Annotated in this window: 13 protein-coding genes; 2 read left to right on the top strand and 11 right to left on the bottom strand. The window is 72.0% G+C overall.

The genetic code is table 11. The features are described 5' to 3' along the window. Positions 1–196: 196 nt before the first annotated feature. The 3 genes from QSK20_RS26095 to QSK20_RS26085 all read right to left on the bottom strand — a co-directional run bounded on the left by QSK20_RS26095 (position 197) and on the right by QSK20_RS26085 (position 2,102). Positions 197–943, bottom strand: coding sequence for a hypothetical protein (locus tag QSK20_RS26095; RefSeq protein ID WP_285791241.1), 747 nt, complete (start codon positions 941–943; stop codon positions 197–199). An 89-nt stretch (positions 944–1,032) separates the two neighbouring features. Next, entirely contained in the window at positions 1,033–1,593 is a 561-nt protein-coding gene (locus QSK20_RS26090) for a peptide deformylase (RefSeq protein WP_285791240.1), read from the bottom strand. Beyond that, positions 1,590–2,102 (bottom strand): glycine cleavage system transcriptional repressor, encoded by a 513-nt coding sequence (locus QSK20_RS26085; RefSeq protein ID WP_285791239.1) that lies wholly within the window; start codon positions 2,100–2,102, stop codon positions 1,590–1,592. Before QSK20_RS26085 ends, QSK20_RS26090 begins: the two co-directional genes overlap by 4 nt. Positions 2,103–2,199: 97 nt before the next feature. Here QSK20_RS26085 and QSK20_RS26080 point away from each other — a divergent pair, with 97 nt between their 5' ends. Continuing rightward, a complete protein-coding gene (locus QSK20_RS26080) occupies positions 2,200–3,108 on the top strand; it encodes an iron-sulfur binding domain-containing protein (protein ID WP_285791238.1) in 909 nt (302 codons plus the stop codon). Between the two features lie 232 nt (positions 3,109–3,340). Here the strand turns inward: QSK20_RS26080 and QSK20_RS26075 are convergent, their stop codons facing one another. The 3 genes from QSK20_RS26075 to lysS form a co-directional block, all read right to left on the bottom strand. Next, entirely contained in the window at positions 3,341–5,878 is a 2,538-nt protein-coding gene (locus QSK20_RS26075) for an ATP-dependent Clp protease ATP-binding subunit (protein ID WP_285791252.1), read from the bottom strand. 557 nt (positions 5,879–6,435) lie between these two features. Continuing rightward, the gene (locus QSK20_RS26070) at positions 6,436–6,786 is read right to left on the bottom strand and encodes a histone-like nucleoid-structuring protein Lsr2 (RefSeq protein WP_088981769.1); all 351 of its coding nucleotides are present in this window, start codon (positions 6,784–6,786) and stop codon (positions 6,436–6,438) included. Positions 6,787–6,889: 103 nt separating this feature from the next. Further along, positions 6,890–8,398 (bottom strand): lysine--tRNA ligase, encoded by a 1,509-nt coding sequence (gene lysS / locus QSK20_RS26065; protein WP_285791237.1) that lies wholly within the window; start codon positions 8,396–8,398, stop codon positions 6,890–6,892. 91 nt (positions 8,399–8,489) lie between these two features. Between lysS and QSK20_RS26060 the strand changes: the two genes are divergently transcribed. Beyond that, entirely contained in the window at positions 8,490–9,230 is a 741-nt protein-coding gene (locus QSK20_RS26060) for a class I SAM-dependent methyltransferase (protein ID WP_285791236.1), read from the top strand. A gap of 66 nt (positions 9,231–9,296) precedes the next feature. On the opposite strand, the gene QSK20_RS26055 is transcribed toward QSK20_RS26060, so the two are convergent. From QSK20_RS26055 to panD, 5 genes are all read right to left on the bottom strand, one after another. Further along, entirely contained in the window at positions 9,297–10,055 is a 759-nt protein-coding gene (locus QSK20_RS26055; RefSeq protein WP_285791235.1) for a type III pantothenate kinase, read from the bottom strand. Between the two features lie 9 nt (positions 10,056–10,064). After that, positions 10,065–10,982, bottom strand: coding sequence for a carboxylating nicotinate-nucleotide diphosphorylase (nadC, locus tag QSK20_RS26050; RefSeq protein WP_285791234.1), 918 nt, complete (start codon positions 10,980–10,982; stop codon positions 10,065–10,067). Positions 10,983–11,112: 130 nt separating this feature from the next. After that, positions 11,113–12,807, bottom strand: coding sequence for an L-aspartate oxidase (locus tag QSK20_RS26045; protein WP_285791233.1), 1,695 nt, complete (start codon positions 12,805–12,807; stop codon positions 11,113–11,115). Between the two features lie 96 nt (positions 12,808–12,903). Beyond that, a complete protein-coding gene (locus QSK20_RS26040; RefSeq protein ID WP_285791232.1) occupies positions 12,904–13,797 on the bottom strand; it encodes a septum formation family protein in 894 nt (297 codons plus the stop codon). Between the two features lie 147 nt (positions 13,798–13,944). After that, positions 13,945–14,370, bottom strand: coding sequence for an aspartate 1-decarboxylase (gene panD, locus QSK20_RS26035; RefSeq protein WP_145835013.1), 426 nt, complete (start codon positions 14,368–14,370; stop codon positions 13,945–13,947). Positions 14,371–14,408: the final 38 nt, after the last annotated feature.

Genomic DNA, 14,408 nt, shown 5'->3' with positions numbered 1-14,408 from the left:
AGATCAAGATAAGCCTGCCGCTCGGCAGACAACTTCACCCGACCCTGAGGAGCCCGCACCCCACGCAACCCGAACACCACAACCCCTGCACACGTCAGGTGTTGCAACCACCACTAGAACCCAAGCTGACGTGCAGGGGTCCCCTGCTACCACCCCCAGGGCACGTTCCTCCGCAGCAGGAGGGATCGTCTCGGGGTCAGTTGTTGGTGATGGTGAGCTTCACCGGGGCGCTGAGCTTGGTGTCGAGCCGACCGAAGACCTGGTACGTCCCGGCGGGTGCCGAGGGGCCGTTGGCCAGGCCGTTGGCGCATTGTGTGGTGTCCTGCCCGTTCCAGGTGACCTGGTACGACCGCTCGAAGCCGGGGGTGAAGGACTGCACGTCCGAGCCCTTGGCGGTGCCGCAGGTGTCCGAGGACCACACCTTCTCCGCGCCGGACTTGACGAAGAGCTCCTGGAGGTCGGCCCCGACGTCCCGGGTGCACGTCCGATCCGACGTGTTCTTGATCTTGAGTTGCAGGTCGACCGGCCGGCCGGAGCGGACCGAGGTGGGCGCCGCCACCGGGGTCACCGAGATCTCGGCGTCGGTGCACCCGGCGGCACCACCGGCCGGCACGACCGGGCCCCCGGGTGCCGGCGGCGCACCGCTGGTCGTCGCCGGACCGCCGCCGCCCGGACCGCCACCGGCAGGGCCACCACCGCCCGGCGCGTCGGGTCCGGCGGACGCCGGCGGCTCGCCTGACTGAGGCGTCAGCACCGAACCACTCGGGGCCGGATCACCCGCCGACGGTGTCGGGGTGGGCGACCGCTCCGGGCCTGCGGTCTTGTCGCTCGACCCGCTGCACGAGTAGAGCACGACGATGAGAAAGAGGATCCCCGCTCCGAGTACGACGGCACGACGCCGCCAGTACACGGCGGGCGACAGGGGGCCAACCGTCAGACGCATGATGCCCCCACGGTAACGGCGCGGCGGTCACCGACCGGGCACGACGCGCCGGGGCGAGAACGGCTCACCGTACCAACTCCCTCGGACGGTCAGAGGTAGACCTTGCGTTGGTAGATCGCGTGCGCGCCGGCCACCCGGTCGAGGAAGAGCAGACCGGCACAGTGGTCGATCTCGTGTTGCAGGGCCCGGGCCTCGAACCCGTCGGTGGCGAGCCGCACCGGTCGGCCGGTGCCGGGCAGCACGCCCTCCACCACCAGCCGGCTGGCCCGCTTGACGTCACCGGTGAGGTCGGGCACCGACATGCACCCCTCCCGCCCGGCCTTCCACCGGCTGGCCTCCACCACCCGGGCGTTGCAGAGCACGAACGCGCCGTGCACGGTCACCGACTTCGGATGGCCGGTCACGTCGACCGCGAAGACCTGGGCACCGACCCCGACCTGCGGCGCGGCCAGCCCGACGCAGCCCGGGGAGACCCGCATCGTCGCGACCAGGTCGGCGGCGAGGCGGACCACCTCGTCGGAGGTGGCGTCGACCTCACCACCCGTCCGGCTGAGCACCGCGTGCGGCGCGGACACCACCGGCCGTACCTCGCCCGGCACACCGAGCGCCTCGGGTGTCCAGCCGTCCAGGCCGGTGATCTGCGCGGTCACAACAGGTCCGAATCGGCCGGCCGGAGTGTCACCTCGACACCCAGGTCGGCAGCCGTACGGGAGAGCGTCTCCCGCAGCCGGTCGGCCGCCCCGACCGGCAGGTCGACCTCGGCGACCACCACGTAGAGCGCCCCGGTCAACCGGGTGGTCAGGTCGGTGACGTTGCCACCGACGTCGGCCAGCGCGCGTGTCGTCGCCGCGACGATGCCGAGCCGGTCCGCGCCGTGCACCGCCATCACGTACGGCTCCCCGGGGGGCGCCGTGGCACCGTCCGGGGTGACCGCCCGTACGCTCGCCAGCAGTTGGCCGTCGGCGGCGAGCGGGGCGAGCGCGGCCTCGACCTCGGCGGCGGCCGGGCCGACGCAGACCAGGGTCATCGCGAAGTGGCCGCGGAGCCGGGTCATCGTCGAGTCGGTGAGGTTCGCGCCGAGCCCGGCGAGCACCTCCGCGACGTCGGCCACGATGCCCGGCCGGTCCCGACCGATGACGGTGATCGCGAGCTCGTTCATGCCGGCATTCTCCCCGACCAGCGAAAACGGCCGGACGGCAACCGCCCCGACCGCCCACGCTGCGGGACATGCCGGACATGGCATCATCGGCGGCGCGATGACAGAACAGAGTTTCGCCGACCGGATCAGTCGGTGGTACGAGCAGAACGCCCGCGACCTGCCGTGGCGCGACCCCGACGTGACCCCCTGGGCGATCCTGGTCAGCGAGGTCATGTTGCAGCAGACCCCGGTGGTACGGGTGCTGCCGGCCTGGGAGGCGTGGCTGGCCCGGTGGCCGGTGCCGGCCGCCCTGGCCGCCGAGAGCCCCGCGGACGCCATCCGGATGTGGGGACGCCTCGGCTACCCCCGCCGGGCGGTACGCCTGCACGAGTGCGCGGTGGCTCTGGTCGAGCGGCACGGTGGCCAGGTGCCGGACCGGCTCGACCAGTTGCTCGCCCTGCCCGGCGTCGGGACGTACACCGCGCGGGCGGTGGCGGCCTTCGCGTTCGGGCAGCGGCACCCGGTGGTGGACACCAACGTCCGCCGGGTGGTGGCGCGCGCGGTGGCCGGGGAGCCGGACGCCGGCCCGACCACCCGTCCGTCCGACCTGGTGGCAACGGAGGAACTGCTGCCGGTCCAGCCGGCCGCCGCCGCGTTGGCGAGCGCGGCCTTCATGGAGCTGGGGGCGGTGGTCTGCACCGCCCGGTCGCCGCGCTGCGCGGTCTGCCCGGTGGAGTCGGTCTGCGCCTGGCGGGCCTCCGGGCAGGAGGCGCCGGCCGGGCCGACCCGCCGCCCGCAGCGGTACGCCGGCACCGACCGGCAGGTACGCGGGCTGCTGCTCGCGGTGCTACGGGAGGCGACCGGCCCGGTGCCCCGGCCCCGGCTGGACCAGGTCTGGCCCGACGACGTACAGCGTTCCCGGGCGCTGGCCGGACTGGTCACCGACGGGCTTGTGGAGCCGGCCGGAGAGGCCACCTACCGACTCGTCGGCGACGCCCCCGCGCCGGCCGGCCAGAACCTCACCTGAGGCGGTTACCGAGGGCGTAACCGTTGCCGGCAGCCCGGGTTGCTGCCGGCTGCGTGGTTGCAGGGGTCCCCTGCTCCTCAAAAAGCGGTAACAGGGGACCCCTGCTACCACCTGGCGCGGCGGCCTCGGGCGGATACGAAAAGGGCGAGGGGCCCGGCGGCTTTCGCCGCCGGGCCCCTCGCTCCGGTTGTTCGCCGGTTCCGTAGGTGGTGAGACCTGTCGGGTCCGACCGTTACGCCGCCTCGTCCGCGCCCGTGGCGGCAGTGCCGCCGAGGTCCGCCGGGACGGCGTCCGGCACGTCGACCGGACGGTCCGCGCCCCGGAAGACGAGCTTGGACTTGTCGATGTTCTCCGGGTCACCCTCGCAGTCCACCACCACGATCTGACCGGGGGTCAGCTCGTTGAACAGGATCCGCTCGGAGAGGTTGTCCTCGATGTCGCGCTGGATCGTGCGACGCAGCGGACGGGCACCGAGAACGGGGTCGAAGCCCTTGACGGCCAGGTACTTCTTGGCGTTCTCGGTCAGCTCCAGACCCATGTCCTTGTTGCGCAGCTGGGTCTCGATCCGGGCGATCATGATGTCCACGATCGAGAGGATCTCCTGCTGGCGCAGCTGGTGGAAGACGATGGTGTCGTCGATCCGGTTGAGGAACTCGGGCCGGAAGTGCTGCTTCAGCTCGTCGTTGACCTTCTGCTTCATCCGGTCGTAGTTGGACTCGGAGTCCTCCGACGCCTGGAAGCCCAGCGACACCGCCTTGGCCACGTCCCGGGTACCGAGGTTGGTGGTCAGGATGATGACCGTGTTCTTGAAGTCCACGATCCGACCCTGACCGTCGGTGAGCCGACCGTCCTCCAGGATCTGGAGCAGCGTGTTGAACACGTCCGGGTGGGCCTTCTCGATCTCGTCGAAGAGGACCACCGAGAACGGCCGACGCCGCACCTTCTCGGTCAGCTGCCCGCCCTCGTCGTAGCCGACGTAGCCGGGAGGCGCACCGACCAGCCGGGAGACGGTGTACCGGTCGTGGAACTCGGACATGTCGAGCTGGATCAGCGCGTCCTCGCTGCCGAAGAGGAACTCGGCGAGCGCCTTGGAGAGCTCGGTCTTACCCACGCCGGACGGGCCGGCGAAGATGAACGAGCCGGAGGGGCGCTTCGGGTCCTTCAGGCCGGCCCGGGTACGCCGGATCGCCTTCGAGACCGCCTTGACCGCGTCCTCCTGGCCGATGACGCGCTTGTGCAGCTCGTCCTCCATGCGCAGCAGGCGGGAGGTCTCCTCCTCGGTCAGCTTGTAGACCGGGATGCCGGTCCAGTTGCCGAGGACCTCGGCGATCTGCTCGTCGTCGACCTCGCTGACGACGTCCAGGTCGCCCGCCTTCCACTCCTTCTCCCGCTGGGCCTTCTGGCCGAGGAGCTGCTTCTCCTTGTCGCGGAGCTGGGCGGCGCGCTCGAAGTCCTGCGCGTCGATCGCGGACTCCTTGTCCCGGCGGACCTGGGCGATCCGCTCGTCGAAGTCACGCAGGTCCGGCGGCGCGGTCATCCGGCGGATCCGCATCCGGGCACCGGCCTCGTCGATCAGGTCGATCGCCTTGTCCGGGAGGAAGCGGTCGGAGATGTAGCGGTCGGCCAGGGTCGCGGCGGCCACCAGGGCGGCGTCGGTGATGCTCACCCGGTGGTGCGCCTCGTACCGGTCGCGCAGGCCCTTGAGGATCTCGATGGTGTGGGCCAGCGAGGGCTCACCCACCTGGATCGGCTGGAACCGCCGCTCCAGGGCGGCGTCCTTCTCCAGGTGCTTGCGGTACTCGTCGAGGGTGGTGGCACCGATGGTCTGGAGCTCGCCCCGGGCCAGCATCGGCTTGAGGATGCTGGCGGCGTCGATCGCCCCCTCGGCGGCACCCGCACCCACCAGGGTGTGGATCTCGTCGATGAAGAGGATGATGTCGCCGCGGGTGCGGATCTCCTTGAGCACCTTCTTCAGGCGCTCCTCGAAGTCACCGCGGTAGCGGGAGCCGGCGACCAGGGCACCGAGGTCGAGGGTGTAGAGCTGCTTGTCCTTCAGCGTCTCGGGCACCTCGCCCTTGATGATCTTCTGGGACAGCCCCTCCACCACGGCGGTCTTGCCGACGCCGGGCTCACCGATCAGGACCGGGTTGTTCTTGGTGCGGCGGGACAGCACCTGCATGACCCGCTCGATCTCCTTCTCGCGCCCGATGACCGGGTCGAGCTTGCCCTCGCGGGCGGCCTGGGTCAGGTTACGGCCGAACTGGTCCAGCACGAGGCTGGTCGACGGCGCGGCCTCGCCGGTGGCGGTGCCCGCTGCGGCGGGCTCCTTGCCCTGGTAGCCGGAGAGGAGCTGGATCACCTGCTGGCGGACCCGGTTGAGGTCGGCGCCGAGCTTCACCAGCACCTGGGCGGCGACGCCCTCGCCCTCGCGGATCAGGCCGAGCAGGATGTGCTCGGTGCCGATGTAGTTGTGGCCGAGCTGGAGCGCTTCGCGCAGCGACAGCTCCAGCACCTTCTTGGCCCGGGGCGTGAACGGGATGTGCCCGCTCGGCGCCTGCTGGCCCTGGCCGATGATCTCCTCGACCTGCTGGCGGACGCCCTCCAGGGAGATGCCGAGGCTCTCCAGGGCCTTGGCCGCGACGCCCTCACCCTCGTGGATCAGGCCCAGCAGGATGTGCTCCGTACCGATGTAGTTGTGGTTGAGCATCCGGGCCTCTTCCTGGGCCAGGACGACAACCCGTCGCGCTCGGTCGGTGAACCGCTCGAACATGCCCTCGTGCTCCTCACGTGCCGTGCGCACTCGATCTTGGTGGTCAAGATTCTTGGCGGGGCCGGTGCGCGGACGACCGGGGTGGGCGTCCGTGCCTCATTACTCTATCGCCGCGAACCGACTCCGCTGAGGTCGTGTGTCCCCGCTGGGTGCCGGGTTCGCGTCGTTTTACCCAACCGTCCGCGCTCAGGAGGTGTTCCGGGAACCTGTCCTGTACGCGCAGAGCGAAATTCGATGGGTCGGTGGACGGGGCCGGACGGGCCTCCAGGGCTCCGGACGGCTCTCCACAGGCTGTGGACAACTCTTCCACCGGTTGTGGACAACGTCCGTTCCGCCGGATTCCTTCCCGCCGGCGCGAGCCGCCGCCCGGGTGGCCGGACGAGCCACCGTCGGAACGAGCCCTCTGCTCCGGCGGTCCCGCGAGCCGCCACCGCCCGCGCCGACCCGACCCGACCCGATCCGATCCGGCTCCGGCTCCGGCTCCGGCGGGAAAACCGACGCCGGCCCGGAGCGGATGCTCCGGGCCGGCGTCGGTGTCGCTCGGTCGAGGGTCGGCGTCAGTGGCCGGCCTTCGCGTGGAACTCGTCGACGATCTCCTGCGGGATGCGGCCCCGGTCGGAGATCTCCCGTCCCTCCCGCTTCGCCCAGTCCCGGATCGCCTTGTTCTGCGCCCGGTCCGCGGTGGCGCCACCCCGGCCGCGCGCGGCCCGACCGCCGACCACCACACCGCCTCGACCGACCTTCGAGCCGGCCGCGACGTAGGGGGCGAATAGCTCCCGCAATTTGTCGGCGTTCTTGTTGGAGAGGTCGATCTCGTACTGAACGCCGTCGAGCGCGAACTTGACGGTCTCGTCGGCGTCTCCGCCGTCCAGGTCATCGACCAGCTTGTGAATGATCTGCTTGGCCACGTGCCATTCCTTTCGAGCAGGTTCTCCTGCTAACAAGAGCACAATAGCGGGCACGATGCTGACCCCGTCAATAGGACGGCCGATTCACCCACGGGTAGCCTCGCTACTCTGGGCGCACCAAGGGGAAGAGGATGGTTTCCCGAATTCCCAGGCCGGTCAGGGCCATCAAGAGCCGGTCGATTCCCATTCCCATACCCCCGGCGGGCGGCATTCCGTACTCCATCGCCCGCAGGAAGTCCTCGTCGAGGCGCATGGCCTCGTCGTCGCCACGGGCCGCCAGCGCCGCCTGGGCGACCAGCCGCTCGCGCTGGACCACCGGGTCGACCAGCTCGGAGTACGCGGTGGCCAGCTCGAAGCCGAGCACGTAGAGGTCCCACTTCTCGGCCAGGCCGGGCTCGTGCCGGTGCCCCCGGGTGAGCGGGCTGGTCTCCTCCGGGTAGTCCCGCACGAAGGTGGGTTCCTGGAGGCCCGGCACCACCAGTTCCTCGAAGAGTTCCTCGGCGAGCTTGCCCGGCCCCCACTTCGGGTCGACGGAAAGACCGACCTTCTCCGCGTACTGCACCAGGCGGGCGTGCTCGGTGCGGACGGTGACCTCCTCACCGAGCGCTTCGGAAAGAACACCGAAGAGCGTCACCGAGCGCCACTCGCCACCGAGGTCGAACTCCCGGCCGTCGGCGTGGGTCACCGTGGTCGACCCGGACACCGCGATCGCCGCCTGCTGCACCAGATTCCGGGTGAGCGTGGCCATCGTGTCGTAGTCGCCGTACGCCTCGTACGTCTCGAGCATCGCGAACTCGGGCGAGTGCGAAGAGTCGATGCCCTCATTACGGAAGTTACGGTTGATCTCGAAGACCCGGTCGACGCCGCCGACCACCGCCCGCTTGAGAAACAGTTCCGGGGCGATTCGCAGATAGAGATCCGTACCCAACGCATTGCTGTGCGTCACGAATGGGCGCGCGGCGGCCCCACCGTGCAGGAGCTGGAGCATCGGGGTCTCGACCTCGATGAATCCCTTGCCGTGCAACGAGTCGCGCAGGCTGCGCACCGTCGCCGCCCGCGTCCGCACCATCTGGCGGGCCTGCGGACGGACGATCAGGTCGACGTAACGCTGCCGGACCCGGGCCTCCTCGCTGAGTGGCTTGTGCGCCACCGGCAACGGACGCAGCGCCTTGGCGGTCACCGCCCACTGCTCGACCAGAACGGACAGCTCACCGCGCCGGCTGGTGATCACCTCGCCGGTGACCCCGACCAGGTCACCCAGGTCGACCTGGCGCTTCCAGTCCTCCAGCCGCTCGGGGCCGACCCGGTCCAGGGAGAGCATCGCCTGCAACTCGGTGCCGTCGCCGTCCCGGAGGGTGGCGAAGCAGAGCTTGCCGGTGTTCCGTACGAAGATCACCCGGCCGGTGACCGCGACCCGGTCGCCGGTGGCGGTGTCGGTGGGCAGGTCGGCGTACTTCTCGCGGACGACGGCCAGCGTGCTGGTCCGGGGGTAGCCGATCGGGTAGGGCTCGACGCCGTCGGCGAGCATCCGGTCACGCTTCTCCCGGCGGACCTTCATCTGCTCGGGAAGGTCGTCGGCGGGATCGATCGGCACGGGGTTCTGCTCGGTCACGGCATGCGTCCTCAGCGGGAGAAATCGGGTGGGTCCAAGGGACGAGCCTACTCAAGCCCCTCCGGGGGCCGGCACTCGATAACCTGCCGGCATGGTCGATCCCACCCACGCCCTGTCGTTCGGTACGGCCGCCGCCGAGTACGACCGGTTCCGGCCCGGCTATCCGGAGGCGGCCCTGCGCTGGGCACTCGACGGGCTCGTCCCGTCCGCCCGGATCGTCGACCTGGGCGCCGGCACCGGCATCCTGACCCGGGGCCTGCTCGCGCTCGGGCACCCGGTGACCGCCGTCGAGCCCGACCCCGGCATGCGGGCCCGGTTCGCGGACGCCACGGCCGGCGTCGCCGTGCTGGCCGGCACCGCCGAATCGGTGCCGCTGCCCGACGGGTACGCCGACGCGGTGCTGGCCGGGCAGGCGTACCACTGGTTCGACCGCGAGCGCGCGCACCCGGAGATCGCCCGGGTGCTGCGGCCCGGCGGCGTCCTCGCCCCGGTCTGGAACCTGCGTGACGACCGGACGCCCTGGGTGACCGAGCTGAACCGGATCGCCGAGATCGGCGACACCGTGGACCACCTGCTCGCGAGCGTCACCGACTTCGGCCCCGGGTTCAGCGCCCCGGAGTGGGCCGAGTTCCCGCACACCACCGTGCTCACCCCGGACGAGCTGCTCGGCATGGTCCGCACCCGCTCGCACTACCTGACCGCGGAGCCGGAGCACCGGCGACGGGTCGACCGGGAACTGCGCGAACTGCTCCGCTCCCATCCCGACCTGTCCGGTCGGGAGACCCTCGCCCTGCCGTACCGGACGTTGGTGCTCCGCGTCCACCGGCACTGACGCCGACCGGCGGCCACCCGTCGGGCGACCTCTCCACCCGGCCGTCGGGCGGCCCGCCCGACGGCCTCAGACGTTGCGTTCGTAGACCATGCGGAGCCCGATGAGGGTGATCATCGGTTCGTGGTGGGTGATGGTCCGGCACTCGTTGATCACGAGCGAGGCCAGCCCACCGGTGGCGATCACCGCCCTGACCTCGCCCAGTTCCTCGGTCATCCGCTCGACGATCCGGTCCACCTGGCCGGCGAAGCCGAAGTAGAGGCCGGACTGGAGGCACTCCACGGTGTTCTTGCCGATCACCGACCGGGGCTTCGTCGCCTCGACCTTGCGCAGCTGGGCCGCCCGGGCGGCGAGCGCGTCGAAGGAGATCTCGATGCCCGGGGCGAACGCCCCACCCAGGAACTCGCCCCGACCGCTGATCACGTCGAAGTTCGTGGTGGTGCCGAAGTCCACCACGATCGACGGCCCACCGTAGAGGGTGTACGCGGCGAGCGTGTTGACCACCCGGTCCGACCCGACCTCCTTCGGGTTGTCGATGGCGAGTTGCACGCCGGTGCGTACCCCCGGCTCGACGACGACGCTGGGCAGGTTGTCGTAGTAGCGGGCCAGCATGGTCCGGAGCGAACGGAGCGCGGCCGGCACGGTGGAGCAGGCGGCGATACCGGTGATCTCCACCGCGTCCCCGGCGAGCAGGCCACGGAACATCAGGCCCAGCTCGTCGGCGGTCGACCGGGCGTCGGTCTTGATCCGCCAGGAGTGCACCAGCCGGTCGCCGTCGAAGGTCGCCAGCACGGTGTTGGTGTTTCCGATGTCGATGCAGAGCAGCACGCACGCAGCCTAGACAACGTCGCGGGCGGTCAGCGGGGTGCGCAGGTCCAACGCGATGTCCAGGATCGGCGAGGAGTGGGTCAACGCGCCCACCGAGAGGTAGTCGACGCCGGTGGTGGCGTACTCGGCGGCGACGTCCAGGGTCAGTCCACCGGTCGCCTCCAGCTCGGCCCGGTCCCCCACCGTGGCCACCACCTCGGTCAGCGTCGCCGGGGACATGTTGTCCAGCAGCAGGAAGTCCGCGCCGGCCTCGACCGCCTCCACCGCCTCGGCCAGCGTGTCCACCTCCACCTGCACCGCCACCTCCGGGAACGCCTCCCGCACCCGCCGGTAGGCGGCGGCGATCCCGCCGGCCGCGAACTTGTGGTTGTCCTTGATCATCGCGACGTCGTGCAGGCCCATCCGCTTGTTGGTGCCACCGCCGGCCCGCACCGCGTACTTCTCCAGGGACCGCAGCCCCGGGGTGGTCTTCCGGGTGTCCAGCACCATCGCCTTCGTGCCGGCCAGCTCGTCCGCCCAGGCCCGGGTGTGGGTGGCCACCCCGGACATCCGGCAGAGCAGGTTGAGCGCCGTCCGCTCGGCGGTGAGCAGCGACCTGGTCGGACCGGTGACCGTGGCCAGCACGTCGCCGCGCGCCACCCGCGCGCCGTCGGCGGCCACCAGGGACACCTCGACCGTACGGCGCTCGCCGGTCACCGGGCCGACCAGCTCGAACACGGCCGCCGCGACAGCCAGCCCGGCGACCACGCCGTCCGCGCGCGCCACCAGGTCGGCCGTGTCGGTCTGCCCGGCCGGGATGGTGGCGAGACTGGTGACGTCCCGGAACTCCGGACCGAGGTCCTCACGCAGGGCGGCCTCGACGATCCGCCGTACCTCCGCCGGGTCCAGCCCGGCTCCCCGCAGCGCCTGCTCCGTCCACTCCCTCACCGGGCCTCCTCGATTCGCGACTGCCGGACTCGCCAGATCGGCGCACTCCGCACGTGGACACCTCCGGACGCGCCCGCGGGCCACCCGCTCACGCGGACGCCTCCGCTCGCGACCGCGGCCCACCCGGCGCTCATGCGGACGTCTCCCACCGGTGGGCCAGCCGACCGCCCGTACCGATCGACCCGACCAGGTGGCCGCGCCACGTCTCGTCGGCCGTCGGGAAGTCCTCCCGCCAGTGGCAACCCCGGGTCTCCCGACGGGCGTACGCGGCGGCGACCAGCGCCGAAGCCACCGTGATCAGGTTCGTCGCCTCCCAGGTCGCCGTCCGGGGCCCGCCCCGACCCGTGCCGAGCTCGGTCAGCGTTGCCGCCGTCGCGGCCAGGGTCTCCGCCGAGCGGAGCACGCCGGCCCCCCGGGTCATCGCCCGTTGCAGCACCGGAGTCACCTCCGGCGGCACGACCCATCCGCCCCCGCCGCGCCACGCGCCGGTCGGCGCGGGCTGCGCCTGTTCCGGCAGGCCGCGGGCGATGTCCTCGGCGATCCGCCGGGAGAAGACCAGCCCCTCCAGCAGCGAGTTGCTGGCCAGCCGGTTCGCCCCGTGCACGCCGGTGCAGGCCACCTCGCCGCAGGCGTACAGGCCGGGGATGGAGGTCTGGCCGCGCAGGTCCGTGCGGACGCCGCCGGACGCGTAGTGGGCGGCCGGAGCGACCGGGATCAGGTCGGTCGCCGGGTCCACCCCGATGGCCAGGCAGGAGGCCACGATGGTCGGGAATCGGCGGGCCAGGTGCGCGCCGCCCAGGTGCCGGGCGTCGAGGTAGACGTGGTCCGCGCCGGTGGCCAGCAGCACCCGGTGGATGCCCTTGGCCACCACGTCGCGGGGAGCCAGCTCGGCCAGCTCGTGCTGCCCCACCATGAACCGCTTGCCGTCCGCGTCGACCAGGTGCGCGCCCTCGCCGCGCAGCGCCTCGGAGACCAGCGGCTGCTGGGCGTGCCCGGCCCCGGGCACCCGGGCCTGCTCGGGGACGATCAGCGCGGTCGGGTGGAACTGCACGAACTCCACGTCGGTGACGGCCGCCCCGGCCCGCAGGGCCAGCGCGACGCCGTCCCCGGTCGACACCGCCGGGTTGGTGGTCGCGGCGAAGATCTGCCCCATGCCGCCGGTGGCCAGGACGACCGCGCGGGCCAGGATCGCGCCGACGCCGTCCTCGCTCCCCTCGCCGAGCACGTGCAGGGTGATCCCGCAGGCCCGGCCGAGACCGCCGGGGCCGTCCCCGGGGGCCCGGAGCAGATCCAGTACCAGGGCGTGCTCGACCAGGCGGATCCACGGGTCGCGGCGGACCGCCGCGTGCAGCGCCCGCTGCACCTCCGCGCCGGTGGCGTCGCCGCCGGCGTGCACGATCCGGTCCGCCCGGTGCCCACCCTCCCGGGTCAGCATCAGCGACCCGTCCGGGTGCCGGTCGAACTCGGCTCCGATCCGCATCAGCTCCCGCAGCCGGGTCGGTCCCTCCTCCACCAGCACCCGCACCGCCGCCGGGTCACAGAGCCCCACCCCGGCGACCTCGGTGTCGTACGCATGCGCGTCCGGAGTGTCCGCCGGGTCGAGCACCGCGGCGATTCCCCCCTGTGCCCAGCGGGTCGAGCCCTCGTCGATGTTGACCTTGGTGACCACGGTGACGTGCAGTCCCGCCTCGCGCAGGTGCAGCGCGGCGGTCAGCCCGGCAACCCCGGACCCGACCACGATCACGTCGGTGGTCTCCACCCAGCCCGGCGCGGGCGCGGCCAGCAGGTCGGGAACGCCGGGCAGCGCGACGGTCGACAGCTCCATGAGCACAGTCAACCGCGTCGGCGGCGGCCCTGCACTGGCGGGGCCGCACCGAGTGGCGCGGCCGACCCCCGCGGCCTCCCCTAGGAGGGGAGGCGATCAGCGGATGGGCAGGACGGCCGGGCCGGCTCCCTTGAGCGAGCGGGTCACCGTGCGGTCGCTGAGCCACAGGTAGCAGCGGACGCCCCGGTCGCCGGCCTTCCAGCGGGCCGCGCCGGGTGGGCGTACCACCAAGTCGGTGCGGAACTTCAGGTAGTCGTCGACCGGCAGGCCGGCGTAGCGGGCCAGGACCGACCGGCAGCCGGCGTAGAGCGGGGCCCAGTCGGCGGGCTTCGTCGGGTACGGGGTCTCCGGCGCCTTCCACACCCCGACGAACTCCGCGTTGTGCGCCTTGGCGCAGTCGGCCGGGGTGACCGTCTGCACCCCCAGCTCCGGGCCGGTACGCGCGTTCTGACAGGCCAGCCGGAGCGGTGCGGTGGCAGCCTTCAGGACGTCGCGCAGGCTGCCGGTGCGCAGGACCGTCCGGGCGGCCCGCTCAACGGTGTCGACCTCGGTCAGGTCGCACCGGTACCAGCGGGCGCCGGCCGCCCAGCCGACCTTCGACGGCAGGGCCACGCCGAGCCGCAGTCGACCGGCCCGCCACTCGTCGCCCACGTACACCGAGGTGCGGGTGTCACAGTCGGCGAAGGCGGCCCGCATCGACGGCGAGTCGACGGCCGGCGGGGCGGTGACCGCAGCGGGGAAGGTGCCGACGTGCGTGGTCTCGACCCGGTGTGGGACGTCGCAGTCCACCGGTTCGAAGGTGGCGAGCGGGACCACGTCGGCGAAGTCGGCCACCTGGCAGACCCCGGCCGGTGGCACGAACGGCCCGGGGGCGGCCAGGGCGGCCCAGTCGTCGACCAGGTCGCCATCGAGCCCACCGGCGTCGGCGCAGCCGGCCAGCAGGGCGGCCGTCAGCAACGCGGCGGCCAGGCTCCTCCTCGCACGGCGCATCGCGGCCTCCCCCAGCCAGCGGCCGTCGCCCGACGGCGCGCGGTAAGGGTAACCAGAAATGACCCTCCGGTAACAGACCGGATTGGTGGGCCGGAACCGGACACCTCGACCCGGTGCCGCCCCGGCGGACCGGCGGCGGGCGGGTGGTCAGTGGGCGGCCAGCAGATCCCCACGGACCGGGTCGCCGACCATGCCGGGGGCCACCCCGGCCGGGTCGGCACCCAGCTCGATGACGCGGTTGTCGGCGTCGACGTGCACCACCCGGGGCTGGTACGTCCGCGCCTCGGCGTCGTCCATCTGCCCGTACGAGATGAGGATGACCAGGTCACCGGGGTGCACCAGGTGCGCTGCGGCCCCGTTGATGCCGATCACGCCGCTGCCCCGCGCACCGGGGATGACGTAGGTCTCCAGTCGCGCGCCGTTGGTGATGTCCACGATCGCCACCTGCTCACCGGGGAGCAGGTCGGCGGCGTCGAGGAGATCCTGGTCCACCGTCACCGAGCCGACGTAGTGCAGGTCGGCCTGGGTCACCGTGGCCCGGTGGATCTTCGACTTCAGCATCGTGCGGTACATCGGGGTCGCCTTTCGCGCATCGGGTGCCGGTCCGGGCC

This window comes from Micromonospora sp. NBRC 101691, from assembly GCF_030269285.1.
Classification (GTDB): domain Bacteria; phylum Actinomycetota; class Actinomycetes; order Mycobacteriales; family Micromonosporaceae; genus Micromonospora; species Micromonospora echinospora.
Note: the sequence above shows the minus strand (reverse complement) of the source record. Positions and strands in the feature narration are given on the sequence as shown.

Excerpts from the sequence above, each read along its gene's own strand:
- QSK20_RS26095 (WP_285791241.1), bottom strand. The coding sequence starts at position 943 with ATGCGTCTGACGGTTGGCCCCCTGTCGCCCGCCGTGTACTGGCGGCGT.
- QSK20_RS26085 (WP_285791239.1), bottom strand. The coding sequence starts at position 2,102 with ATGAACGAGCTCGCGATCACCGTCATCGGTCGGGACCGGCCGGGCATC.
- QSK20_RS26080 (WP_285791238.1), top strand. The coding sequence starts at position 2,200 with ATGACAGAACAGAGTTTCGCCGACCGGATCAGTCGGTGGTACGAGCAG.
- QSK20_RS26075 (WP_285791252.1), bottom strand. The coding sequence starts at position 5,878 with ATGTTCGAGCGGTTCACCGACCGAGCGCGACGGGTTGTCGTCCTGGCC.
- QSK20_RS26060 (WP_285791236.1), top strand. The coding sequence starts at position 8,490 with ATGGTCGATCCCACCCACGCCCTGTCGTTCGGTACGGCCGCCGCCGAG.
- QSK20_RS26045 (WP_285791233.1), bottom strand. The coding sequence starts at position 12,807 with ATGGAGCTGTCGACCGTCGCGCTGCCCGGCGTTCCCGACCTGCTGGCC.
- QSK20_RS26040 (WP_285791232.1), bottom strand. The coding sequence starts at position 13,797 with ATGCGCCGTGCGAGGAGGAGCCTGGCCGCCGCGTTGCTGACGGCCGCC.
- panD (WP_145835013.1), bottom strand. The coding sequence starts at position 14,370 with ATGTACCGCACGATGCTGAAGTCGAAGATCCACCGGGCCACGGTGACC.